Annotated in this window: 15 protein-coding genes; 9 read left to right on the forward strand and 6 right to left on the reverse strand. The window is 73.1% G+C overall.

Annotated elements, in window-relative coordinates; genetic code table 11:
* Positions 1–18: 18 nt before the first annotated feature.
* The 4 genes from ACFW22_RS02095 to ACFW22_RS02110 form a co-directional block, all read right to left on the reverse strand.
* Positions 19–2,244 carry an NADP-dependent isocitrate dehydrogenase gene (locus ACFW22_RS02095; RefSeq protein ID WP_386397473.1) on the reverse strand — a complete coding sequence of 742 codons (2,226 nt, stop codon included), beginning with the start codon at positions 2,242–2,244 and terminating at the stop codon, positions 19–21.
* A gap of 43 nt (positions 2,245–2,287) precedes the next feature.
* Positions 2,288–3,361, reverse strand: a complete 1,074-nt coding sequence (locus ACFW22_RS02100; protein WP_386397475.1) for a phosphatase PAP2 family protein — start codon at positions 3,359–3,361, stop codon at positions 2,288–2,290.
* A 128-nt stretch (positions 3,362–3,489) separates the two neighbouring features.
* Positions 3,490–4,707 (reverse strand): IS110 family transposase, encoded by a 1,218-nt coding sequence (locus tag ACFW22_RS02105; RefSeq protein ID WP_386397479.1) that lies wholly within the window; start codon positions 4,705–4,707, stop codon positions 3,490–3,492.
* Positions 4,708–5,145: 438 nt separating this feature from the next.
* Positions 5,146–6,996, reverse strand: a complete 1,851-nt coding sequence (locus tag ACFW22_RS02110; RefSeq protein WP_386397481.1) for a glycoside hydrolase family 15 protein — start codon at positions 6,994–6,996, stop codon at positions 5,146–5,148.
* Between the two features lie 383 nt (positions 6,997–7,379).
* Between ACFW22_RS02110 and ACFW22_RS02115 the strand changes: the two genes are divergently transcribed.
* The 9 genes from ACFW22_RS02115 (at position 7,380) to ACFW22_RS02155 (ending at position 20,111) form a co-directional block, all read left to right on the forward strand.
* Positions 7,380–8,180 (forward strand): glycosyltransferase family 2 protein, encoded by an 801-nt coding sequence (locus tag ACFW22_RS02115; RefSeq protein ID WP_386397483.1) that lies wholly within the window; start codon positions 7,380–7,382, stop codon positions 8,178–8,180.
* 542 nt (positions 8,181–8,722) lie between these two features.
* Complete coding sequence (locus ACFW22_RS02120) at positions 8,723–9,472, forward strand: glycosyltransferase (RefSeq protein WP_386397572.1); 750 nt, start codon at positions 8,723–8,725, stop codon at positions 9,470–9,472.
* A 5-nt stretch (positions 9,473–9,477) separates the two neighbouring features.
* Positions 9,478–10,929, forward strand: a complete 1,452-nt coding sequence (locus ACFW22_RS02125; protein ID WP_386397486.1) for a glycosyltransferase family 4 protein — start codon at positions 9,478–9,480, stop codon at positions 10,927–10,929.
* Entirely contained in the window at positions 10,926–13,367 is a 2,442-nt protein-coding gene (locus ACFW22_RS02130; protein ID WP_386397489.1) for a lipopolysaccharide biosynthesis protein, read from the forward strand. Before ACFW22_RS02125 ends, ACFW22_RS02130 begins: the two co-directional genes overlap by 4 nt.
* A complete protein-coding gene (locus ACFW22_RS02135) occupies positions 13,364–15,226 on the forward strand; it encodes a glycosyltransferase (protein WP_386397492.1) in 1,863 nt (620 codons plus the stop codon). Before ACFW22_RS02130 ends, ACFW22_RS02135 begins: the two co-directional genes overlap by 4 nt.
* Positions 15,226–16,098: a PIG-L deacetylase family protein gene (locus tag ACFW22_RS02140; RefSeq protein WP_386397495.1), complete on the forward strand. Its 873-nt coding sequence runs from the start codon at positions 15,226–15,228 to the stop codon at positions 16,096–16,098. Before ACFW22_RS02135 ends, ACFW22_RS02140 begins: the two co-directional genes overlap by 1 nt.
* Positions 16,095–17,750, forward strand: a complete 1,656-nt coding sequence (locus ACFW22_RS02145; RefSeq protein WP_386397498.1) for a phospholipid carrier-dependent glycosyltransferase — start codon at positions 16,095–16,097, stop codon at positions 17,748–17,750. The genes ACFW22_RS02140 and ACFW22_RS02145 overlap by 4 nt, the downstream gene beginning before the upstream one ends.
* On the forward strand, positions 17,737–18,831 hold the full coding sequence (locus ACFW22_RS02150; protein WP_386397500.1) for a glycosyltransferase family 4 protein: 1,095 nt from the start codon (positions 17,737–17,739) through the stop codon (positions 18,829–18,831). The genes ACFW22_RS02145 and ACFW22_RS02150 overlap by 14 nt, the downstream gene beginning before the upstream one ends.
* Positions 18,828–20,111, forward strand: a complete 1,284-nt coding sequence (locus ACFW22_RS02155) for a beta-galactosidase (protein WP_386397503.1) — start codon at positions 18,828–18,830, stop codon at positions 20,109–20,111. The genes ACFW22_RS02150 and ACFW22_RS02155 overlap by 4 nt, the downstream gene beginning before the upstream one ends.
* Here ACFW22_RS02155 and ACFW22_RS02160 read toward each other — a convergent pair.
* Together ACFW22_RS02160 and ACFW22_RS02165 are read right to left on the reverse strand one after the other, a co-directional pair.
* Positions 20,102–20,893: a class I SAM-dependent methyltransferase gene (locus ACFW22_RS02160; protein ID WP_386397506.1), complete on the reverse strand. Its 792-nt coding sequence runs from the start codon at positions 20,891–20,893 to the stop codon at positions 20,102–20,104. The two genes, ACFW22_RS02155 and ACFW22_RS02160, sit on opposite strands and share 10 nt — an antisense overlap.
* Positions 20,893–25,374, reverse strand: a complete 4,482-nt coding sequence (locus ACFW22_RS02165) for an aminotransferase class I/II-fold pyridoxal phosphate-dependent enzyme (protein ID WP_386397509.1) — start codon at positions 25,372–25,374, stop codon at positions 20,893–20,895. The genes ACFW22_RS02160 and ACFW22_RS02165 overlap by 1 nt, the downstream gene beginning before the upstream one ends.
* Positions 25,375–25,463: the final 89 nt, after the last annotated feature.

The following is a 25,463-nucleotide window of genomic DNA, read 5'->3' on the forward strand; positions in this document are numbered from 1 at the left end:
TGCGGGTCGCGCGCCGGATCAGGCGAGGGAACCGAGGGCCTCGTTGAAGGTGGTGGACGGGCGCATCACGGCCGCGGCCTTGGCCGGGTCGGGCTGGTAGTAGCCACCGATCTCGGCCGGAACGCCCTGGACGGCGATCAGCTCGTCGACGATCTTCTGCTCGTTCGCGGTCAGGGTCTCCGCGAGCGGGCCGAAGGCCTTGGCCAGCTCGGCGTCGTCGGTCTGCTCGGCCAGCTCCTGGGCCCAGTAGAGGGCCAGGTAGAAGTGGCTGCCGCGGTTGTCGATGCCGCCGAGGCGACGGGTCGGCGACTTGTCCTCGTTGAGGAAGGTGCCGGTGGCGCGGTCGAGGGTGTCGGCCAGGACCTGGGCGCGGGTGTTGCCCGTGCTCGTCGCGAGGTGCTCGAAGGAGGCGGCCAGGGCGAAGAACTCGCCGAGGCTGTCCCAGCGGAGGTAGTTCTCCTTGACGAGCTGCTGGACGTGCTTGGGGGCGGAACCGCCGGCGCCGGTCTCGAAGAGGCCGCCGCCCGCCATCAGCGGGACGACCGACAGCATCTTGGCGCTGGTGCCGAGCTCCAGGATCGGGAAGAGGTCGGTCAGGTAGTCGCGGAGGACGTTTCCGGTGACGGAAATGGTGTCCTCGCCGCGACGGATGCGCTCCAGGGAGAACGCGGTGGCCTCGACCGGGGAGAGGACCTTGATGTCCAGGCCCTCGGTGTCGTGCTCCGGCAGGTACTGCTTCACCTTGGCGATGAGCTGCGCGTCGTGGGCGCGGTTCTCGTCCAGCCAGAAGACGGCCGGGGCGCCGGTGGCGCGGGCGCGGGTGACGGCGAGCTTGACCCAGTCCTGGATGGGCAGGTCCTTGGTCTGGCAGGCGCGGAAGATGTCGCCCTCGGCGACCTCCTGCTCCAGGACGACGTTGCCCTCGGAGTCGACGAGGCGGACGGTGCCGGCCTGCGCCATCTCGAAGGTCTTGTCGTGGGAGCCGTACTCCTCGGCCTTCTGCGCCATGAGGCCGACGTTCGGGACGGAACCCATGGTCGCCGGGTCGAAGGCGCCGTGGGCACGGCAGTCCTCGATGACGGCCTGGTAGACGCCGGAGTAGCTGTGGTCCGGGAGGACCGCGAGGGTGTCGGCCTCCTGGCCGTCGGGGCCCCACATGTGGCCGGAGGTGCGGATCATGGCCGGCATCGAGGCGTCGACGATGACGTCGGACGGCACGTGCAGGTTGGTGATGCCCTTGTCGGAGTCGACCATCGCGAGGGCGGGGCCCTCCGCGAGCTCGGCCTCGAAGGAGGCCTTGATCTCGGCGCCCAGGCCGTTCGGGACGGCGTCCAGGCCGCCCAGGACGGTGCCGAGGCCGTCGTTCGGGGAGAGGCCCGCGGCGGCGAGCGCCTCGCCGTACGTGGCGAAGGTGTTCGGGAAGAAGGCGCGCACCACGTGGCCGAAGACGATCGGGTCGGAGACCTTCATCATCGTGGCCTTGAGGTGCACGGAGAAGAGCACGTCCTCGGCCTTGGCACGGGCGACCTGCTCGCCGAGGAAGGTGCGCAGGGCGGCGACGCGCATGACGGCGGCGTCGACGACCTCGCCGGCGATGACCTTCAGCGGCGCGCGGAGCTCGCTGACGGTGCCGTCGGCGGCGGCGAACTCGAAGCGGAGGGTGTCGTCCTTCTCCATGACGACCGACTTCTCCGTGGAGGCGAAGTCGTTCTCGCTCATCGTGGCGACGTTGGTCTTGGACTCGGAGGTCCAGGCGCCCATGCGGTGCGGGTGCGCCTTGGCGTAGTTCTTGACCGAGCCCGGAGCACGGCGGTCGGAGTTGCCCTCGCGCAGGACCGGGTTGACGGCCGAGCCCTTGATCTTGTCGTAACGGGCGCGGACGTCCTTGTCCTGGTCCGTCTGCGGGTCGTCCGGGTAGTCCGGGAGGGCGTAGCCCTGGGCCTGGAGCTCGGCGATCGCGGCCTTGAGCTGCGGGATGGACGCCGAGACGTTCGGCAGCTTGATGATGTTGGCGCCGGGCGTCTTGGCCAGGTCGCCGAGCTCCGAGAGGGCGTCGGCGATGCGCTGGCCCTCCTCCAGGAACTCGGGGAAGACGGCGATGATGCGGCCCGCGAGGGAGATGTCACGCGTCTCGACCGTGACGCCGGCCTGCGAGGCATACGCCTGGATCACGGGCAGGAACGAGTACGTCGCCAGGGCAGGCGCCTCGTCAGTGTGGGTGTAGATGATGGTCGAGTCAGTCACCAGGTGCTCCGCTCCACGTCTGCGTATGCGAGATTGCTCGACATCAAGATATCTCGTGATCGCGGTCCTCGGTAAAGGGCCCCACGAGCTCCGCGTCGTGCGGGACTCCCGCGGCCTCCACGAAGGGACCGCCGAGCCGGTACGGGGCGGGGCCGCCGTCCACGTCGACGCGCCGCAGCACCGTGAGCAGGGTCAAGCCGGCAGCGGCGACCACCCCTGCGGCGAGGGCCTGGCCGCAGCGGTGCGCGAGGCGGAGCTCGACCGGGTCGTACGGGGCAGTGGCGGGCAGGGCGAGGGCGTCGCCGAGCAGCCAGAACCCGGCGCCGAGGCCGACCAGCGCGAGGAGGGCGAGCGGGACGGTCACGGGAAGGCCGGGCAGGGCGGGACCGCGCCGTGGGCCGGGGCGGACCTTGCCCTTCCGGGCGAGGAGGGCGAGGAGCCCGGAGGTGACGGCGAGGGCCACCAGGGCGGCGGCGATGACGTCACCGGGCCGGTGCTGCCCGGCGGCGATGGTGTAGGCGCCGACGCCGACGGCCCAGAGCGTGCCCGCGCCGACGGCGAGCGCGCGCAGCCGGTACGGGACGACCAGGACCAGCGCGAGGGCGAGGCCGAGGGCGAGGGCGGTCTGGAAGCTGGGGAAGCCGCTCGGGTCGAGGCCGCCGACGGTGTCGACGGGGCGGGGCCTGGGCGCGTACCGCTGGAGCAGCCCGGTGACGGCGAGGGCGGTGACGACCGCGCCGGTGGCCGCGGCGGTGAGGGCGTACCGCTTGCGCACGAGGCCGACGGCGAGCAGGAGGACACAACCGAGGACCAGGGACAGGGTGGTGAGGCCGGCGAGCGAGGGGTGGTCGCGGAGCACGGCGGCGGCGGTCCCGTCCGCGCGCCGGCCGGTGACGGCGGCGTCCCCCCAGCGGCGGCCGGTCGCGGTGAGCACGAGTCCCGCGTAGACGACCGTGAGGAGGAGGACGGCCCCGAGGCAGGCACGGCGGGTCCGGGTGCGGACCCGCGTGCTGAACGAGCCGGCGGCCTCGCCGGCCACGGCGGCGTACCACCAGGTGTCACCGGTCTCCAGCGGCCTCGGGGAGCCGCCCGCACGGAGCCTGTCATAGGAAGCCATGCCCCGATTCGACCCCAGGCCCGCCCGCTGCGCCCGCTGGAGACACCCGAACGACACGCCGGGGGGTGCCTCTATGTCTTTCGTCAAGGCACCTGTGTCGGGTTTCGGGTGGTTCGGGCTCGCTGAGGCTAAGCGGCGAGCTCGACGTCCGTCGGTGTCCGGGATTCGTAGAAGGTGCCGTCGCGGAGCATGGCGAACAGGACGCTGATGCGTTGGCGGGCGAGGCGGAGGAGGGCTTGGGTGTGGGTCTTGCCGCGGGCGCGTTGCTTGTCGTAGTAGGCGCGGGAGGCCGGGTCGGCGTTCATGCAGGCGAAGGCGGAGAGAAACATCGCCCGTTTGAGCTGCCGGTTTCCGCCTCGGGGTGCGTGTTCGCCATGGATCGAGGTCCCGGACTGCTTCGTGGCTGGGGCGAGGCCGGCGTAGGAGGCGAGGTGGGCGGCGGTGGGGAAGCTGGTGCCGTCGCCGACGGTGACCAGCAGGACGGCGGCGGTCCTGACGCCGACGCCGGGCATCGACGTCAGGACCGGGGAAAGAGGGTGAGCCTCCAGCAGGGCGTTGATCTGGGCTTCCATCGCCCGGCGCTGGGTGTGGACAGCGGCCAGCGAGGCGGCCAGGGAGGGGATGACGATGTCGAGGGTGCCGGTCCCGGGAACGACGACGGTCTGCTCGTCGAGCGCGTTGAAGACGTCGTCGATCAGCCTGGTGGCCATGCGCGGGGCCTTTGGACGGATCAGCTCCACGAGTCTGCGGCGGCCGGCCTTGCGCAGGGCGGCCGGGGAACCGTAGCGCTCCAGCAGCCAGGTCACCGCCTGGTGGTCCAGGCGCGGGCCCAGGACGCGCTCCAGGGAGGGGTGGAACTGGGTGAGCAGGCCGCGTATCCGGTTGGAGGTGCGGGTGGCCTCGACGGCCAGGTCCTGGTCGAAGCCGACGAGCACGGTCAGCTCGGCGGTGATCTGGTCGGTCAGCTCCAGCGAGCGCAGGGTGTGCGGCATGGTGCGGGCGGCGTCCGCGATGACGGCGGCGTCCTTGGCGTCGGTCTTGGCCTCGCCCGGGTAGAGGTCGGCGATCCGGCGCATCGCCAGTCCGGGCAGGTAGGCGACCTGGCAGCCCGCGTCGCGGGCGACGGTCAGCGGCAGGGCGCCGATGGAGGCGGGCTGGTCCACGATCACCAGCACGGTGCCGAACTTCGCGGTCAGCTTGTCGAAGACGGCCCGCAGCTTGGGTTCACTGTTGGGCAGCTGCTTGTCGAAGACCTTCTTCCCGCCCGGGGTGAGCCCATGACCGTGATGGCTGCTCTTGCCGACGTCCAGGCCCAGGAACACGCCCACGTCTTCGATCTCGAACATCGTGCCCCTTCCCAGGGGGTGTTGACGGTGCCGGCCTCGGCTCGGGTGCCGTGCTCGCGCATCCACGTTGTGCAGACCTGCCGCCCGCGAACTGCCCAGCATTGCGCCGGACCGGACGGTGGCCGGACCTCTGATCAGCGTCTCCGACGAACACCCCCGGACCCGGTGACACCACCCCCCAGGTCATGCCATCGACAGGGGGACACAGCCATGCCGGGCCCGGAGGCCAGCGGCCCCATTGCGGAGCCGCAGAAAACATAACGGGGGCCGTGGGACCGCATCCGGCGGCGACCGTACCGGGCCCGCACGGTGCCGGGCCCGCACGGTGCCGTCGGGCCGGAACGTCTCCGGAGCGCGGGGGGCTCGCCGCGGACGACCTACCGCGGGGACGCGCCGGCCGTCGGGCGCCCCGCCGGCTCCGTGCCGACGGGGGCACGTTCACGCCACGGTGAGGTGGCGGGAGCGGTCACGGTCGTGGCGGCGCGTGCCGTACAGGGTGAACGCCGTGTTCACCAGGGCGACGTGGCTGAGCGCCTGGGGGGTGTTGCCGAGCTGCCGGCCGGCCATCGGGTCCCATTCCTCGGCGAGGAGGCCGACGTCGTTGCGGACGGCGAGGACCCGCTCGAACACGGCCCGTGCTTCGTCGGTGCACCCGGTCATGGCGAGGGCGTCGGCGTACCAGAGGGTGCAGGCGACGAAGCTCCCCTCCGTGCCGCCGAGGGCGTCGAGGTCGTGCCTGCCCCCGTCGCGGACGTCGCCGTACCTGCGCAGGAACCCGTGGTCGTCGAGCCGCTCCATCGCCCGGACGGTGTCGAGGACGCGCGGGTCGCCGGCGGGGAGGAAGCCGAGCCGGGGAATCAGCAGGGCGGTGGCGTCGACCTGGCTGCTCCCGTAGGACTGGGTGAAGGAGCGCTGTTCCTCGCTCCAGCCACGGGCGCAGACCTCCGCGTGCAGTTCGGCGCGCAGCGCCTGCCAGTGCGGGAGGGAACCGCGCAGTCCGGCGACGCGCGCCAGACGGACGGCCCGGTCGGCGGCGACCCAGGCCATGACCTTGGAGTGGACGAAATGGCGTCGCGGCCCCCGGACCTCCCAGATCCCCTCGTCGGGTTCCCGCCAGCGCTGCCCGAGGTACTCCAGGAGCGAGGCGATCAGGGTCCAGGTCGGGCGGTCGAGGACGATGCCGGCCCGGACCGCGGAGTAGACGGTGCTGAGCACCTCTCCGTAGACGTCGAGCTGGAACTGGTCGACGGCGGCGTTGCCGAACCTGACGGGCTGTGAACCCTCGTAGCCGGGAAGCCAGTCGGCGTGCGTCTCGGGGAGTCGGCGCTGCCCCTCGACCCCGTACAGCGGCTGGAGGTCGGCGGGGTCCCCGGCGACGGCGCGCAGCAGCCACTCCGTCCAGGCCAGCGCCTCCCTCCGGTATCCGCTGCGGAGCAGGCAGGACAGGGTGAAGGTGGAGTCCCGCAACCAGCAGAAGCGGTAGTCCCAGTTGCGCCGGCCACCAATGGATTCGGGGAGGGAGGCGGTGGCGGCGGCGACGATGCCCCCGCTGGGAGCGTAGGTGAGGGCCTTGAGGGTGAGCAGCGAGCGGATCACGACCTCGCGGGCGGGCCCCTCGTAGTGCAGGACGGAGGCCCAATCGTCCCAGAAGGCGAGGGTGTGGGCGAGGGCCGCCGCGACGTCAGCGGGCGAGCAGGCCGGGGGTGCGGGGGCGTGTGAGGGGCTCCACCCGAGCACGAAGGCAATCCGTTGGCCGGCCGCGACGGTGAACTCGCAGGTCGTGCGGTCGGGGGTGACGGTGAGTTCGACGCCCGGACCGCAGGAGAGGTGGGTGGCGTCGGGCCCGGCGACGGAGATGACGGTGCGTCGGTCCGTCGACCGGGTCCAGGGGACGATGTTGCCGTGGTGGAAGCGGACCCTCAACTCGCCGTGCACAGCGACCCGTCCGGCGATGCCCTCGACGATCCGGATGATCCTCGGACCCCCGCCGGACGGGAAGCGGGGCGCGCGGGGCGGCATGAAGTCGGTGATCCTCAGGGTGCCGGAGAGGGTCTCCCAGACCGTGTCGAGCACGAGCGTGTCGCCGCGGTAACTCCGTCGCGTGCACAGGGACCTTCCGACCGGAGCGAGGATCCAACGGCCGTGGTCCGGTTCCCCGAGGAGGGCTGCGAGACAGGCGGGCGAGTCGAAGCGGGGCGCGCACCACCAGTCCACGGACCCGTCGGTTCCGATGAGCGCGGCCGTCTCCAGGTCACCGACGAGGGCATAGTCTTCAATTCGCCCTGCCATGACGGGATTGTATTCCTTCGGGAGGTCGTGTGCAGATGTCAGGCGGCGAGCAGGGCGCCGTCCGGCCCCTGCGCCGGAAAGGTACGCACCGCCCCGCGCCCCGGCGCACGACGGCGCGGACACCGTTCCCCACCACCCCGTCAGGAAGCGCGCGGAGGTGCCGCGCCGTCCCCTCGGGCAGCGGGCGGGGAGAGCCCTCGGGAAGCGGGCACGGGAGCGGACACGGGGCTGCCGCCATCCCTTCCCGGACTCCCGCATACTCTTGCACCTTCCTTGACGGAGTCGGTGCGCCCGCAGGAGGCTGAAGAGCGCGGACCGACGTCCAGGCCGGGCCGCCGAACAGGGCCGAAGGGTGAGGCCGTGCCGATGACTGGCGATCCCCGATGAGCAGCGACGGGCACCCACTGCGCCGCCCGACCGCCCCCACGCCCCGTTCCGGCGCCCGGACCGTGAGCCTCGTCCTCACGGTCCGCCCCGGCGACGGAGACCCGGGGAGAACCCTCGACCGACTCCTGGACCAGGTGCCGACGGGCGTGCAGGAGGTGGTCCTGATCGGGGCCCCCGCGCCTCGGGGCGGGAAGCGCGAAGGGCCCGGGGGAATGGACGTGCGCCGACTCGGCACCTGGGACGCCACCCGGGGCGACATTCCGCACGCCGCCCTGCTCGCGGCGACCGGGGACCTGATCGTCCTGATGAACGCCGACGGCAGCATGTCGCCGCACGAGATCCCGCACTACCTGCACTACCTGGACAGCGGTTACGACTTCGTGAAGGGGTCGCGCTTCATCGCGGGCGGGGACTGCGCCGACTATCCGCTGTCGCGGCGCCTCGGGCACCGCGCGCTGTTGCGCGTCGCCCGCCGCCTGTACGGCCAGCCCCTCACGGACCTCTGGTACGGATTCTGCGCGTTCCGGCGACCCTTCGTCGAGCTCCTCGACCTGCACGAGGACGGCGTCGAGCTCGGTGCCGAACTCGTCGCGCACGCCCTGCACTACGGTCTGCGCGTGGCGGAGGTGCCGAGCCTCGAACTCCCCCGCCGTCACGGCCCGTCGCACCTGCGCACGATCCGGGACGGCACCCGGATCCTCGGCACCCTGGTGGACGAGCGTCCGCACAACGCCCTGTCGCGGCTGGCGCACGGACCGTTCCGCAGCAACCGCGGCCCCCACGCCTCCCGCGGTTGACTAAAGCATCAGAAGGATGCTAACGCTAAGAGAAGCAACATTTCGCCACAGATCAGACCCTGAGCACACACCAGCGGCAGGGTCGGTTGCAGGAAGAGGCTCGTCGTGACCTCCGTTCCCCTCCGCCGAACGCAGGTGGCACCCGCTCCGCACCCGTTGCGGCGGATGACCGACTGGCCCCTCTCCGACGCCCGGCGCCGTGCCCCCGGCCGTCCCCCGCGTTCCCACCCGGCCCGCCGGGCATCCGACCGGATCGACCGCGCCGCCCCCACGCACCGATGCCGAGCGTGCAGACCGCGCGGCACCGCACGGCGGCGACGCTCCCGCACCACCCACACCCGCACCGCGCGACGCGGTCGCCGCTCCGGCCGGTCGGCCGGACCGGCCGGAGGCCACGGCTCGGCCGGATCCCGGCCCGCCCCCGGTCCGACGCCGCCGTGCGGCCCTGACCGCTCCGTCCGCCACGGGTTCTCCCCCGCCCCGACCCCCGCGCGACCGTGCGCCCCGCGCCCCGCGCCTTCCTCCCGAGGAGGCGAGGCGTGATGGCCCCCGCGCACCCCCACGCACCGCTCCCCCGCCGGCTCGTCCGCCCGCCGGTGGAACTGGAACTGTTGATCCCCGCGTTCAACGAGCAGCAACGACTGCCCTCGACCGTGGCCACCACCGTCGACTACCTGGCCTCGCGCCCCTGGTCCTCGGCGGTCGTCGTCGTCGACAACAACAGCGCCGACGGCACCCTCGACGTCCTCCGACGCTTCACCGACTCACCCGTCCCGGTCCACGCCATCGGCTGCAGCGACCAGGGCAAGGGCGCGGCGGTCCGGCGAGGGATCGCGACCTCTTCGGCCCGGTACGTCGGTTTCGCCGACGCCGACAACGCGACGCCGGTGGAAACCCTCGACCGGGTCATGCGCCTGCTGCGGGCGGGCCACGGCGCCGTGATCGCCTCGCGCCACGCGCCCGGTGCGCGCCTCGACGTGGAGCAGCCGCTCCTGCGCCGGGGCGGCGGTCTGCTCTTCCGTACGCTCGCCCACCTGTCGCTGCCCGACGTGGCCGACACCCAGTGCGGCTTCAAGTTCTTCTCCGGCCCGCTGGCCCGGTCGGTCGTGCGGGACTGCCACGTCGACGGCTTCGCCTTCGACGTGGAACTGCTGGCCCGGGTCGTACGGGCCGGGCAGGACGTCGTGGAGGTGCCGGTGGTCTGGCACGACGTCCCCGGTTCGACCTTCTCGGCCCGGCGCGACGGACTGCGCTCGATGGCCGACCTCCTACGGATCTCGCTGGCCCGGTGATTCCCGTGACCGCACTCGACCGGCTCGCCCGGACCGACATCGCCTTCCTCAACTGGCGCGACCCCGCCCACCCCGACGCGGGCGGCGCCGAGGCCTACTGCTGGGAGATCGCCCGACGGTTCGCGGCGGCCGGCGCCCGCCTCACCCTCGTCTCGTCGCGGTACCCCGGCTCGCGCGCCCGGGAGTGCCGCGACGGGATCCGCATCGTACGGAGCGGCGGCACCTTCGGCGTGTACGCGGCAACCGCCGCGCACCTGCTGCGGAACCGTCACGGCTACGACGCGGTGGTCGACTTCCAGAACGGCATCCCGTTCTTCTCCCCGCTCTTCACCCCCCGCTGGACCGCTGACATCTGCGTCATCCACCACGTCCACCAGCAGCAGTTCGACACCCGGTTCCGGTGGCCCGTGAACTCCGTGGGACGCCTGTTGGAGAAGCAGGTCAGCCGACGCGTCTACCGGGGCCGTCCGGTGGTGGTCGTCTCGCCCTCGACCCGCGAGGGCGCCCGGCGCGAACTCGGCTTCGGCAACCCGATCCACATCGTTCCCAACGGACGCCCCGCCACCGGGTCCACGGCACCGGTCGGACGACGGTCCGCCACCCCCGCACTGACCGTCGTCAGCCGGCTCGTCCCGCAGAAGCGGGTCGACCTGGTCCTCCGGGCCGTGCCCGCGCTGCTGCGCCGTCACCCCGAGCTGCGGGTCGACCTGTGCGGGGACGGCCCGGAGGCGGACCGGCTGCGGAAGACCGCCGCCGAACTCGGGGTGGGGTCCGCCGTCGTGTTCCACGGACGCGTCAGCGAAACGCGCAAGCAGGAGCTCTTCGCACACGCCTGGCTGACCGTCGTGCCCTCCGTCGCCGAGGGCTGGGGGCTCGCCGTCATCGAGGCGAACACCATGGGCACCCCCGCCCTCGCCTTCGACGTGCCCGGGCTGCGGGACGCGATCCGGCCCGGGGTCAACGGATGGCTCCTGGCCCCCGACGGGAACCTCGCGGACGGGGTCTGCACGGCCCTCGACGCGCTGTCCGCACCAAAAGCGCGGCAGCTCACCGCACAGCGGTGCCGGGCCTGGGCCGCCGCCTTCTCCTGGGACGACAGCGCCGAGCGGCTCGCCCGGGTCGTCCTGGAGGACCTCCAGCGCACCCACCGCCACCGGCGCTCCCGCCGCTCGGCGAGCGACCTGTCGGTGATCACCCGCTTCAGCTCGGACGATCCCGACACGACCGAACGGGCGGTGCGGCGCTCCCTGCGCCAGACCGACGCGTGGCGGCGCGAGGGCGACGCCTTCCGGCTGCTGCTCCACGGCTGTGACGAGGTGCGGGCGCTGAACGCCCTGCACCGCCTCGACGTCGCCGAGGCCGACGTCGCGCTGGCGGACGGCCACGACGTGCTGCTCGGTGCGACGGACCCCGACGACGGGCCCTTTGACGACCGTCCGCCGGGGCGGCGGCCATGAGTGCCACGAGCTCCGTCGCCTCCCCGCGGCCCGTCCTCCAGGACGAGGTCAGGGCCGTGCACGGGGCGCGCTGGATCGCCACCGGGGCCGTACTGGTCGGCGGCCTCAACTACGCCTACGCACTGCTCCTCACCCGGCTCCTGGACGTCTCCGGGTACGCCACCTTCGCCGCCGGTCAAGGGCTCATCGTGTGCACCGCCGCCGTCGCCGTGGTCACCGTGCCGTGGATGCTGGCACAGGCCCTGGCCCGGGCCGGCTCGGACGCCGAGCGCGGCGACGCGGTCCGCTTCGCCCTGGTCACCGCGTTCGCGGGCGGCACCGTGGCCGCCGTCGTGGTGGCTTGCGTCGCGCTGCAGTTCGCCGGCTCCGCCGCGACGCTCGTCATCGCGGGCGGCACCCTGGCGGTCTTCCTCACCCGGGTCAGCGCGGGCTGGCTCCAGGGCACCGAACGACTGCGCACCCTGGCCGCGCTGACCGTCCTGGAGGCCTGCCTCAAGTTCGGCGTGGGCGTCTTCCTCGTCACCGCGCTCGGCCTCGGCGAGACCGGTGCGCTCGCGGCCTTCGGGATCGCCGTCCTCCCCTACGTGTTCGTCCGGCCGCACCGGTTCCGCGGCACCGTGCGCCGACCGTGGCGGGCGGTGAGCGCCGACCGGCGGCTGTGGCAGCGGGCGATGGGCGTGGCCTCCCTCCAGGGCGTGGTGGCGGTGCTCGCCGCCGTGGACGTGGTGCTCGTCGCGATGTTGCCCACCGAGCGTTCCGCAGCGGCCAGTTACCAAGCCGCCGTGATGCTCGGCAGGGTTCCCCTCTTCCTCGCCGGTGCCGTCTCCATCGCCTTCCTGCCCGCGTTGTCACGACGCCGGGCGGGCGATCCGCTGACCGCGCGGGCACTCCGGATGTACCTCGTGGTGGCGCTGCCCCTGACGGTGGTGGCCGCGACGGTGCCCGGCGCCCTGCTCCTGACGTTCTTCCCCCCGGGATACTCCATGGTCTCCACCCTGATGGCTTGTACGGCCGCCTCGGGCCTCGCGCTCGGCGCGCTCGCCCTCTTGGTGACGTTCGCCCAGGCAGCCAATGACTACGCGGTCCTGCGGACGCTGTTGGTCGGGCTCGTCGCCTACGTGACGGCCCTGGTGTCCGGCTGGGCCACGGGCGGCGTGCTGGGCATGGCGGTGGGCGGACTCTGCGGAACGGCGACCGCCCTGGCCCTGCTCTCCGTGCGGCACGTCCGCCGGAACGGCTTCGGAGCGGTGGAACGGCCGCTCGTCCGCACGGTGCCACCGCTGCTCGCGCTCGTCGGGGCCATGCTGCTGCTCCGCCCCCACACCCTTGCCTGGTTCGCCGCCGCCGTGGCCGTCGGGGGCGTCACGCTGTGGCGCTTCTTCGGCCGGCACGGCGCGGCCGTACCGGCCGGGGGCGCCGGGCGGGGCGGTGCGGGGCCCCCGTCTCCGGGCCCGCCCGTCACGCCCGGTACGGGCCCGCGCCCAACGCCCGGTACGGAACCGCGCCCGGCGCGACCGGCGGACCGTGCCGAACGGTCGACGGAGCTGCTGGTCGACGCCGTGTGGCGGGACCGGGTCCGACCCGCCGGGGACGAGGAGCTGCGCGGGGCGCTCGTCACGGCCCGGCGCAACCAGGTCGAGGGCCGACTGGCCCGCGCGTACCCTCGCCAACTCGCCGGGACGCTCGGCGAGGTGGAGGACTCGACGGCCCTCTTCCGGCGCAATCTCGTGGCGGCCACCGAACGGCTGCGGGCGGCGGGGATACCGACCGTCCTGATCAAGGCCGACCTCTCGGGGGACTACGTGTACGGGAACTTCGACCTCGTGGTCCCCCCGGGGCGGCTGCGGGAGGCCCAGGAGGCGCTGGAGGGCTGGTACGCGCACCGCGAGACGTACTGGCTGGAGCGGACCAGCAAGGTGCTCCTGCAGCCCCCGAGCGGTCCGGCGGCCCATCTGCACCGCTCGGTCTCGTGGTTCGGCGTGCCGGTGGTGCCGACCGAGCGGTTGTTCGCACGGGCCGTACCGCCGGAGGAGGGGGACGGTTGCGCCTGGCTGACGCCGTGCCCGCCCGACCGGCTGCGGATCTGGCTGGCGCACGCACTCTTCCAGAACCTGACCCTGGACCTGTCCGAACTCCTCGCGCTGCGGCCGTTGCTGCGGCCCGGTGTCCTCGCGGAGGCGCACCGGGAAGCGTCCCTGGAAGGCTGGGGCACGAGCGGCCGCGAGGCGCTCGCCACCGCCGTGGCGGCGATGGCCCGGCTCGACCGGGGCGAGCCCGTTCCCCTGCCGCTGCCGCTGCCCGTGCGGACCTCGCTCCGGGTCGGCGTCGAGCACGCACGGCACCTCCTGGGCAGCGGCCGGGTCGGCCCCGCGGTCCGCGAGGCGGCCCTGCGGGTCCCCCTGGTGACGGCCAAGAAGCTGCGGAGGCGAGTGCCATGACGACCTTCCGAGGACCGGTCGGCCGCTCCTCGCGGGAGCGTGACCGCCCCGTCCTGGTGGCGGTGTCGGGGCCGGACGGCGCGGGGAAGACCTCCCTGGTCCGCAGGCTCCGGACGCTGCTCGGCGAGCGGGGCTTCGACGTCGTCGCCCTGCACTGCTACGGCTGTGTGCTGTGTCGCTCGTTCCGGGCTCCGCCACGGGCCGTGGCGGAAGCGGACGGGGGCGGGCGGGCGCGGCGCGCCACGGACCCCGAGCGCCCCGGCTCCCGGCTGCGCCGTGCCCATGCCTTCCTGGACGCCGGCGAGCTCGCGGCACGGGTCGCCGCGGCCCGGATGCGGGCACGGGCGCGCGGCGGGCGGGCGGTGGTCGTGACGGACCGCGGACCGCTCGACGGCCTGGTGAAGTTCGACCTGTCGGCCGGCTCCGGTCCGGCGGCCGTCTTCCGCCGGACCGCAGGGCGCTACGACCTGACCCTGCTGCTGGAAACCGGACCCGAGGCGCTCCGGGGCCGCGGCTGGGAAGAGGTCGCCGGCCCGCCGACCGTCTGGTGGGCCCGCTACCGCAGCTGGTCGCGACGATTGCCGGGGGTCACTCGGCTGGACGGCGAGCGGGCTCCTTCGCTGGTAGCGGAGACGGCCCTGGAACACGTCCTCGGCGTCGTACGGGAACGGGAACGGGAGCGGGAGCGGGAGCGGGTCGCGTCCCCGGAACACGGAGCGTCCCGAAAACGGCGGCACGTGGTGGTGTCGAGCTACGACGACGCCGACAACACCGCCTATCGGGGCGGCGGCGCCCTGGTGGTCACGAAGGTGGCCCGACGGCTCTCGGAGGACTTCCGGGTGACCGTGGTCACGGCGGGCCGCCGCGGTGGCTCCGAGGAACGGGACGGCGTCCGGTACGTCCGGCTGCCGGTGGGCCGGGCCGGCCCGCGCGCCGGACAGGTGCTGTTCCTCGCGATGCTCCCGTTCGCGGCGCGTCGGATCCGGCACGACCTCTGGTTGGAGAGCTTCACCCCTCCGTTCTCGACGGGCTTCCTCCCCCTGGCGACGGCCGCCCCCGTCGTCGGCATCGACCAGGGGCGCAGCACGGAGGCGCTGTGGCGGCGCTACCACCTTCCGTTCTTCCTCGTCGAACGCCTCGGACTGCGTTTCTACCGGCACCTCGTGGTGATGAACCCGGCGGACGGTGCGGCCCTCGGGCGCTTCAGCCCCCGGGCGGACGTCCAGGTCATCCCCAACGGCGTGGAACAGCGCCCCCTCGACGAGTCGGCGCTCGGCACCGGGCAGTTCGTCCTCTTCCTGGGGCGGATCGACACCTGGAGCAAGGGTCTGGACCTGCTGCTCGACGCGTACGACCGGGCCCGGGTCCCGCTCGAACTGCTGATCGCGGGCAGCGGCACGCCCGCCGAGGAGCAGAGGCTCGCCGCGCTCGTCGCCGCGCACGCCCACGGCGCTCGCCCCCGGATCCACTGGGTGGGCTACGCCGAGGAGGAACGCAAGCGGCAACTCCTCCGCGACAGCGCCTTCCTGGCGATGCCCTCGCGACACGAGACCTTCGGTCTGGTGGCCCTGGAGGCCATGTCGTACGGCAAGCCCGTGCTCCACTTCGACCTGCCCGCACTGGGCTGGATGCGCGACGGCGGCGACGTGGCCGTGTCGCCCTTCGACGTGGACGCGTTCGGCGCGCGCATGAACGAGCTGGCCACGGACGCGGCGCTCCGGCGCCGCCTGGGACGCCGCGCCGGGCTCGCGGCACGGCACTACACGTGGGACGAGATGACGGGCCGCTACCTGGCCCTGGCCCACCGGCTTCTGGACTCACCCGCCGCCGCACGGCGGCCGAGGAGGAGGGGCGCGTAATGGCAGACGACCCGCTGACCGGTTTCGTCCGCACCGTACTCGGCTCCGACGTTCCGATCCTGGTGCTCTCGCCGCACCTGGACGACGCCGTGCTGTCCTGCGGCGCACTGCTCGGCTGGGTCGGACGGCGGGCGCCGGTGACGGTCGCGACCCTGTTCACGGAGGCCGCGCCGCCGCCCTACACCCTCTCGGCCCGGCAGTACCTGAAGCAGACCCGCGCCGGCGACGCCGAGGAGCTCTTCGCCGAGCGCCGCGCAGAGGACCACCAGGTCCTGGAACGGCTCGGCGTCGACCGCCACCACGTCGGCCTGGTCGACGGGTTGTTCCGGCGGCTGCCGCGGGCTCGCCCGGGCACGGACCGACTGGCCCGGCTGCTGCCGGAACTGACCCACGTGTACCCGACGTACCGGCTGCACCTGTCCCGGGGGCGGATCTCCGCGCACGACGCCGAGACCCTGCGCGCGGTCGGGGAAGCCGTCGAGGCACTGCTGCCCGCCCGCTCCGGCGGCCTGGTCCTCGCGCCCCTCGGGGTGGGCGGGCACGCCGACCACGTCCTGGTCCGCGCCGCCGCGGAGCTGAGCGGCCACCGGGTGGTGTACTACAGCGACTTCCCGTACAACCAGAGCTCCGGGGCCGACACGGGATTCACCGGCCGCCACCAGCTGGTGGCGCGTTCCTGGGAACGCGGCCTCGACCGCAAGGCGGAACTGGTCCGGGGCTACCGGACCCAGGTGGACGCCCTGTTCCCCGGTGGCGGCATACCGCGCGTGCCAGAGGTGTACCTGCTGCCCGAGGACGGGCCCGGGCAAACGAACGGGGCGGGGACCGGGGCCGCCGACCGGCTCCGCGGAACCACCGGGGGCGCGCCGTGACCGTCCCGCGCACCCTGTCCTCCTCCACCGGGACCGAGCCGTTGGCGGAGCCGTCCCCGCGCCGACCGCGCGGACGGCACGGACCGGTGCCGACCTCCGTGTACGCGGCCGGGGCCGCCCTGCTCACGGTGACGCTGCGCCTGGTGCAGATCGGACGGGCGGGCGACGTGTTCGTCGACGAGCCCATCTACCGGCTCCTCGGCGACAGTGCCGGCGCCGGCGGCTTCCCCCGCACCGACGAAGGCCTGTTCTTCCTCCACCCGCCGGGCTACTTCTACGTCGAGGCGGGCTGGGCGAAACTCGTCGGGGAACACCCGGACGTCATCGCGGGCGTGCACTCCTCACGGGTGTTGAACGCCCTGCTCGCCGGGGTCACCGCGGCCCTCGTCGTCGTCCTCGTCGCCCGGGTGCGTTCACCCGGTGCGGGTGCGGTCGCCGGACTGCTCTTCGCCCTGGACCTGTTCTGCATCCGGCAGAACGACCGGGTGCTCCTGGAGACCGCGACGATGACGTGGGTGCTGGCCGGCTTCCTGGTCCTGGTGGGACTGGCCCGGCCCGATCCGCCGGGACGCCCACGGGCCCGGGCGCTGCTGGCCGGTCTGTTCCTGGGGTGCGCGATCCTGACGAAGGACCACGCCGTGCTGATCACCGTGCTGCCGCTGTCGGCCGCCCTGCTCCTCGGCTGGGGACCGCCCCGCCGCCTGGTGGCACTGACCCTCTCCGTGGCCGTCCTCTCGTACGCCGCGTACGTCGCGCTCGTGGTCGGCTTCGGACACTTCGACGCCTTCTGGGACGCCAAGACGGCCGGGGTGCGACGGCTCCTCGGAGTCGTCCAGGAGACCGGCTTCAACGCGGCGGGCACGCCCTCCCTCTCCGGCCGGCTCCTCGACGAGCTCCCGGGCTACGCGGGCACCTACCTGCTGCTGGCGCTCACTCCGCTGGCCCTGGTGCTGCTGTGGCGCCGCAAGGAACCCGTGTACCGGCTCCTCACGCTCTTCCACGCCTCCGCGATCCTCACCCTGGGCTACGCGCTCGCCCTCGGCACCCTGGAGGAACAGGCCCTGTACCTGCTGTTCGTGCCGAACCTGGTGGCGCTCGCCGCCACCGTCCCCGTGCCATCCCGGCACCGGCGCGGAGCCCGCCTGCTGGCGGGCGGCGTCCTGCTCACCGTGCTCGCCGTGCCCGCCGCCACGTACGCGCAGGAACGGTGGACCCCCGACGACGGCTTCCCGCGCCTCCGGGCGTACCTGCTCGCGCACGTGCCGGCGGGCAGCGGCATCGTCACCGTCGACGGCGAACGGACCCGGGGCGTGACGACCTGGCTGCTCGACGACACCTACCGGCTCGGCAACTGGGTGGCGCCGGAGGAGCGGGCGGCGGCGGGCGCCACGTACCTGATCGTGCCGTGGCGGGTCGTCGAGCAGGGGTACGGCCGTTCCTCCCCCGCCGAGGTGCACCGGTTGACGGACGGGCTGCGACCGTTGTTCGCCCATCACGGCCCCACCTACGGGACCCTGGCCCTGTACCGGCTGCCGTCGCCGCTGCCCGGACCGCACCTCACCGAGCTGGTCGTGCCCGGCTCCGCCGTGACCGGACCGCTGCTCCCGGCGCCCGGACCGATCGCCTCGGGGGCACCCGATGCCCCGCGCTGAGCGGCGGCCCCGCGTCCTGCTCCTGACCAGCAGCCCGCTGGACGGGGCGGAGGGCTGTGACGTGCGGCTGGCCACCGACGTCCTCGGGCGGCTGACCGACGTCGACTTCGTGTGGTTCACCCAGTGGCCGAGGCCGCGGCAGTCCCCGCCGGAACGCGGGCGCCCGGTGCGCATCCTCTCCCGGGACGGCGTGCCCCACCTCCCCGAACGGTTGCAGTCCGCTTCCGCGGGAGCCGTGTTCGCCCGTCGGGTCGACCTCGTCCACGCCTTCCTGACCATCGGACGCACCTTCCCGGTGTTCTCCCGGTTGCGCCCGCTGCTGTTCGGCACACGACCGGTCGTGCACACCGTGCCCGGTGTGATGGACAACCGTCACCTGCGGCACGCCGGGCCCCTGGGGACGACGGTCGCCCTGTCCGAGTCGATGGCCCGGCGCCTGCGGGCGGCCGGCTTCGGAGGGGTCCGGATCGTCCCTCCCATGATCGACCTCGACGCCTGGCCGTACCTGCCGCGTCCCCAGGGGTTCCCCACGGTCCTCTTCGCCGGGCACCACGATCCGCACGGCGGCGCCGAGACCTCGATCGACGCGGCGGCGGAGGCGTACCGGGAAGGGGCCCGGTTCCGTCTGGTGCTCGCGATGCGGGGACGTCCCGGCCAGGACACCGGAGCCCTGGAGGAGGCGCTGCGGGAGCGGGCCGGCGCGGCCGGGCTGCCCGACGTCGAGGTGCGCGGATACGTCGACGACATGCCTGCGCTGCTGGCCTCGGTGCACGTGCTGCTCTTCCCCCCGGTCCTGCTCGGCGGGAAGGCGGACATCCCGCTCACCGTGCTCCAGGCGCTGGCTTCGGGGCGGCCCTCGGTCCTCAGCGACCTCCCCCAGTTCGCGGACTTCGGCCACGCCGTGTTGCGGGCCCCGGCGGGCGACGCGCGCCGCACCGGGCAGCAGTTGGCGTGGCTGCTCGACCAGCCGCGCTCCTGGGACATGCTCGCGGAACGGGGGCACGCCCTGGTGGAGGACCGCTTCGGCCCCGAGCGCTTCGCCGCCCGGTACGCGGCGCTCTACCGGGAGCTGCTGTCATGACGGGGCCGTGGTGGACGCGGGCCCGCGGGGTACCGGCCGCCCTCGCGGTGCTCGCCGTACTGCTGCTGCTCGTGGGTGCGTTCGGGGGGCTGCGGCGCGGGCCGGAACCCGACCCGCGACCGGGCCCCCATTGGTACGGCACGCTCCAGACCGACCCCGATCGGGCCCGCACCGAGTACGAGCACGGGGTACGGGTGGCACACCTGCAGATCGACTGGGGCCGGTTCGAACCGGAACGGGGCGTGTACGACGAGGAGTACGTGCGCGGGGTGCGGGACCGGCTGGCCGCCTTCCGGGAAGCGGGGCTGAAGGTGGAGGCCGGGCTCGGCCTGAACCACCCGCCGTCCTGGCTGCCGGACGCCTTTCCCGAATCGGTCTTCGTGAACCAGTTCGGCGAACGGTCGACGGGCACGCCGAACATCGTGTTCAGCGACCCGGTGCGGGAGCAGGTCGCCGACTACGTCGGCGCGGTGGACCGGCTCGTCGGCCTCGACGACGTGTGGGCCGTCCGGATCGGCGTCAACGAGAACGGTGAGTTCGCCTATCCGGCGCCGCTGTCGAAGGGCGGCGGCCCGGGCGAGTTCTGGGCCTACGACGGCCATGCCCAGGCCGACTCCCCCTTTCCCGGGTGGCGGCCGGGCGAACGCACCTACCAAGGAAGGCCGTTCACCCGGGAGGACGCCTCCCGTTGGTACCGGTGGTACGCCGGGGCACTGGCGGGGGCGGTGAACTGGCAACTCGACCTGTACGCCTCGCTCGGCTACCGGGGACAGCTCAAGGTCCTGGTTCCGGGCGGCGGTTTCTACCCCTCCGACCTGCGGGCGGCCCTCGACGCGCGACTGGACGGCTCGCCGTCGATCCGGCTCGTCGGGCGCGGCGCGGGCTTCTTCCTGACCTTGGGCCTGGTCGAGCACCGGGACGCGGTACGGATCGTGACCACGGCCCTGGTGGACGGCACGGGCGAACCCGAGGACAACGGCTGTGCGCCCGGCGACGCCAGGGTCGACGTCTCGGCTCCGGACGACGCGACGGTCCGCGCCTGGTCCTCGGCGCGCTGGGTGGCGGCCGTGGCCCGGAGTGCGGGGTTCACCCGCATGGCCGGAGAGAGCGCCGGTCCGCACGTGGCCCCGTACCGTGCGGGGGTGACGGAGCGGGCGTACCGGCAGATGGCGTCCTGTGGGCTCGAAGGCATGATGTGGGCCTTCGACCGGCACCTGTACGACGGGACGCCGGGCTCCTCCCTCGCGGACTACGCGGAGACCATCCGGCGTCACCCGTAAAGCGACGTCCCGGAAGCGGCCGGCCGTCGGGCCGTGAGCAGGAGGACCCCCGTGTCCCCGTACTCGGGCAGGGTGCGGTCCTTCGCCAGCCTGGCGACCCGAAGACCGGTGGTGCGGGGCGCGAAGACGGACCGCAGGGCGGCCTCGTCGACCGGGCAGGCGGGCCAGATCGGGCCGGCTCCGATGCGGTAGCTCGGCATCCGTTCCATGAAGGCGGCGAGGAGCGTGCCGCCGGGTCGGACGGCCCGGACGAGGGCGTCGCAGAGGGAGGCGAACTCCCCGAAGTCCTCGGTGACGCTCTCCGCGACGAAGTTCATGGAGGCGAGGTCATAGGCGCCGGTGTCGAGGTCCCCGGCCCCGCCGCGGACGACCCGCACCCGGCCGAGCGCCTCGGCACAGCTCGCCGGGAGGGCGGGGTCGAGCGAGCGGCAGAGGGCGTAGAAGGGCTGCCAGCTGTCGTCGAGGCCGTCCGCGAGCTGTCCGCGCAGGTAGTCGACGTTGGCGGCGCTGGGTTCGAGGGCGTCGACGCGGCGGCTGGCGGCGCCCGCGAGCATCAACGGGTACAGATTGGGGCCTGCACCGAGTTCCAGGGTGCGGGACAGGCTGTTCGGGGCGAAGCCCCGGTAGACGGCGGCGTGGTGGTGGATGACGCCGATGTCGCAGGGGTGCAGCCTGCGGTAGTTCTCGGCGAGGTACTCCGTGACCGGCCAGGCGTTCCAGTCGGCGTCCCGGTTGCGGCGGACCGGGACCCCCTCGAAGGGATCCGGCAGGGTCGTGTCCATCACTCCTCCGCGGGGCGGCCGGCTGCGACGGGACGGGCGGAACCGGCGGGCTGGAGGGGGAAGCGCCCGGCGAGCTCCGTGAGGGCGGCGCACAGTTGGTCGACCTCCTCGTCGGTGTTGGCCGCGGTGACCTGGATGCGGAAGCCCACCCGGTCGCGCGGGACGAGCGGGTAGGAGGCGAGCGTGACGTAGATGCCGTGCGCCCAGAGGAAGGCGGCGACGGCGTCGAGGTCACCGGCGTCGCCGAGCGGGATCTCGATGATCGGCAGGCCGTCGGTGTTGGGGGTGGCGATGCCCAGGGCGCGCACGTGGGCGAGCACGCGGGACGTCATCCGGTACAGACCGGCCCTGATCTCGTCCCCGCGCTCGTCGTTGAGGTCGAGTCCGGCGAGGGCGGTGGCGAGCGAGGCCGTCGGGGACGGCCCGGAGTAGAGGTAGGGTGCCGCCGCCACCTTGAGGTGCTCCTTGAGCCACTTGGGGACCGCGAGGAAGGCGAGCAGGGAGGAGAAGGCCTTGGAGAAGCCGCCGACCAGGACCAGGTTGTCGTAGCTCTCGCCGAGGTGGCGGACGATGCTGTTGCCGCGCGAGCCGTACGGGCTGGTCTCGCCGGGGCGTCGCTCCCCGATGACGCCGAAGCCGTGGGCGTCGTCGACGTAGAGCAGGGCGTCGTTCTCGCGGCAGATCCGGGCCAGGGCGGGCAGGTCCGGGAAGTTGCCGGTCATGCTGTTCACCCCGTCCATGCAGACGAGCCGGCCGGCATCGGTGGGCGCGCCGCGCAGCAACGCCGCCAGTTCGTCGGGTCGGTCGGCCCGGAAGCGGTGGATCTCGGCACCCTGACCGCGGGCGCCGACGCAGCCGTCGTACACGGTGCGGTGGGCCTGTGCTTCGACGAAGACCTGTCCGGTGCCGGCGAGCAACGGGATGACGGACTGGTGGATGAGGGTGATGGTGGGCAGCAGCAGGGTGTCGGGGGCGCCGAGGAGTTCCGTGAGCCGTTCCTCGATGCGGGGGTAGAGCCGGGGACTGCCGATGAGCCGGGACCAGCTGGGATGGGTGCCCCAGCGCCGGACCTCGGGTTCGATGGCCTCGATGACGGAGGGTTCGAGGTCGAAGCCGAGGTAGTTGCAGGAGGCGAAGTCGACGAGCCAGTCCTCGCCGACCCGGATGCGGCGGCCGTCGATCTCGTCGATGACGGCGTCACACATGAGGGTCGCCCGTTGCAGGTGTTCCAGGTCCCGCCAGCGGGATTCCCGCGGGTGCCGGGTGGCCGAGAGGGCCGGGGCGGAGGCCGTCCGATCGGGCCCGGCGAGGCGGACCGCGGGACGGTTGCCGGCCGGCAGGGCACGGTGCAGGTAGGACTCGGCCTGGTGGGCGGTCATGGGGCGGGCGAAGAGGTAGCCCTGTCCGTACCGGCAGCCCATCTCGGCGAGCAGGGCCCGTTGCTCCTCGTGCTCGATCCCCTCCGCCACCACCTGGAGGCCGAGGACGTCGGCGATGCGCACGATGCCCTCGACGAGGGCCACCTGCTGCGGGTCCGTGGTGATGTCGTCGATGAAGGACTTGTCGACCTTGAGGATGTCGATGGGGAACTCGCGCAGGTAGCTGAGCGAGGAGAACCCGGTGCCGAAGTCGTCGATGGCGATGGCGACGCCCAGCTCCTTGAGGGCTGCCATCGTGGTGCGGATCTGGGTGTCCTGGCGCATCAGGACGGTCTCGGTGAGTTCCAGGACGAGGGAGCCGGGCGCGAGCCCGGAGGAGTGGAGCGCGTGCCGCACCTCGTCGAGGAAGCCGGGGTCACGGAACTGCCGGGCCGAGACGTTCACGTTGGCCTGCAGGGGGGTGGGGCGCGGGCGGGCACGCTGCCAGCGGGCGATGTCCAGGGCGGCGTGTTCGAGGACCCAGGCGCCCAGCGGCATGATGTGGCCGCTCTCCTCCGCCAGGGTGATGAACTGGTCGGGCGGCACCATGCCGCGCCGGGCGTGCGGCCAGCGGATGAGTGCTTCGAACCCGGAGGTGGCTCCTCCGTCGACTTCGACGATCGGCTGGTAGCGCAGGGCGAAGGCGTGGTCGGCGATGGCCGTGTCCATGCCCGCCTGGAGTTCGTGACGGGCGACGAGTCGGGAGTGGAGCTCGGGGTGGAAGAGGCGCCAGCGCTTCTTGCCCGCGGCCTTCGCCGCGTACAGCGCGAGGTCGGCGTGGCCGAGGAGCTCTTCGGCGTGGGCGCTGTCGAGGACCGTTGCGATGCCGACGCTGGTCGACACGGAAACGGAGCCGTCGGTGAGGTGGAAGGGCTGGCTGAGGGTGTGCACGATCTCGGCCGCGAGGGCCTCCGCGTCGCGGGGTTCGCGTGCCCCCTCGATGAGGACGGCGAACTCGTCGCCGCCGAGCCGGGCGGCGGTGTCGGTGAGCCGCAGGACCGAGGTGAGACGACGGGCCACGGCGACGAGCAGTTCATCGCCGACGGAGTGCCCCCTGGTGTCGTTGACGACCTTGAAGTCATCGAGGTCGACGAAGAGCATGCAGGTCAGGGTCGACTCGCGGCGCCCCCGGAGGAGGGCCCGCTCGATGCGTTCGAGGAGCAGGACGCGATTGGGGAGGCCGGTGAGGGAGTCGTGGAACGCCCGGTGGGTGAGTTCCCGTTCCAGTTTCCGCTGCTCGGTCACGTCACGGAGGGTGAGGACGAGGCCGTGCACGGTGTGCTCGTGGCGCAGGTTGCTGCACCGGACCTCGACTTCCAGTTCGCCGGAACCCCCGTGGAGCAGCTTCCAGTCGTCGCGGGCGTCGGTGGCTCCGTGGGAACGCGCGTCGGCGAGGACGCGCAGGGCGCCCGCCGTGTCGGTGGGGGCGATGAGGTCGGTGAGCGGGGTGCCGGGCAACAGGGAGCGGCCGAACATCGACTCCGCGGAGGGGCTCGCGTACCGCACGGTGTCGTCGTCGTCGACGATCAGGATGACGTCCGAGGTGTTGTGGACGAGGGTGCGGAAGTAGGCCTCGCTGGTGCGGCGGTTGACCTCCTCGCTGAGCCCGAAGCGTTCCAGGGCCAGGGCCGCCTGGGAAGCGAGCGATTGGGCGGGGCCCATGATCTCGGCGAGCTTCTTCTCCGGTCCCGCGAGGACCAGCACGCCGAGCAGTGGTTGGTCTCCTGCGGGGGCCTGGAGCCGCAAGGGGCAGAGCAGGGCGTGCGGTTCGGGTGCGAGTTCGACGGCGACGGCCGCGTCGATGCGCGCCACGGGCAGCAGTCGGGCGCCTCCCGCGATGTGTTCGGGCCAGGACGTGCCGGAGGGCCGGATCAGCGTGTCGGTGCGGCAGCTCCAGGGGTGCTCCGTGGTGGCCACCCCGTGGAGACCGCCCTTGCGGTCCCGGGTGAGCAGGAGGGCCCGGTGCGCGGTGCCGGGGCCGAACAGCGTGGCGGAGGCCGTCTCGACCGCGCCGGCGACTTCGCGGGGGCTGAGGGCGGCGACGAGGGAGGCGGCGGCGACCCTGAGGCTGCGTTCGCGCGCCTCGGCCTTGCCGTGGTCGTTCATCATTCCCCAGAGCCTGGCGAGGACCAGCAGGAACATGAGCGCCGAGAAGATCGCGATGACGGCGATGTCCTTGTCCTGGTCGTGCCTCAGCGACTGGAGGAGCAGGAGGGTGGGGGCGACGAGGGAGGCGACGGCGAGCAGCACGAGCCGGCGTTCGGCGATGCGCGGGGTCGGTTCGGGCGCCGGTTCGGTGAGGCCGGTCATGGAGGGGTGGAGGGCGGCGAGCCCCCACGCGGTGAAGAAGACCACCCACCCCAGGTCCAGGGGGGTGCCGACCTGCCAGGTGCCCTTGAGTTGGAGCGTGCCGTAGATGACGTCGGAGGCGAGTATTCCGCAGGTGCCGAGGGCGAGCAGCTGCACGGACCGGGAACGCAGTCCGCCGGGGATCAGGAGTCGGGCGAGCATCGCGAGCATCAGGACGTCGCCGAGCGGGTAAGCGATGGAGATGGCCTTCTCGGTCCAGCTCATGTCGTCGCTCTGGGCGAGCGGGGTGATGAGGTTGACCCAGCAGAGCAGGGCGAGGCCGGAGGTGAGGATCAGCGCGTCGAGGGCGACGGCGAGGTCGCGGCCGACGGCCCGGTAGCGGATGAATCCGAGCAGGCCGATCGCGAACAGCGGATAGGTGGTCAGGTAGAGGGCGTCCGCGACGGACGGGAAGGGCCTGGTCTGGCCGAAGAAGGCCTCCAGGGCGTTGTAGGCGGTGTCGCCGCCCACGAAGGTGAGGTTGGCCGCGGCGAGCACCAGCCAGGGCCAGCGCTTGGCCGGCCGGTGCACCCGGACGCCCACGAGGATGGCGATGACGCCGCTGAGCCCGATCAGCGCCCACAGCGCGGTGTGTCGGGCCGGGAACAGCAGGTACGCCACGGTCAGCAGCGTCACGGCCAGCACGTACAGGAGGGTCCAGCGGCGCAGCGCCCCCGGTGTCGGGGGCGACCCGTTCGGCTGGCGCAGCGGCATGGTCGACCGCCCCCTTGCCGGTCGGACGCCGTCGGAAGCGTCCTGGTCGCGGATACGGAGACCGTACGGAGTCCATTGTCCGGGGGTCC

Source organism: Streptomyces sp. NPDC058872 (assembly GCF_042743065.1).
In the GTDB taxonomy this organism is placed as follows: domain Bacteria; phylum Actinomycetota; class Actinomycetes; order Streptomycetales; family Streptomycetaceae; genus Streptomyces.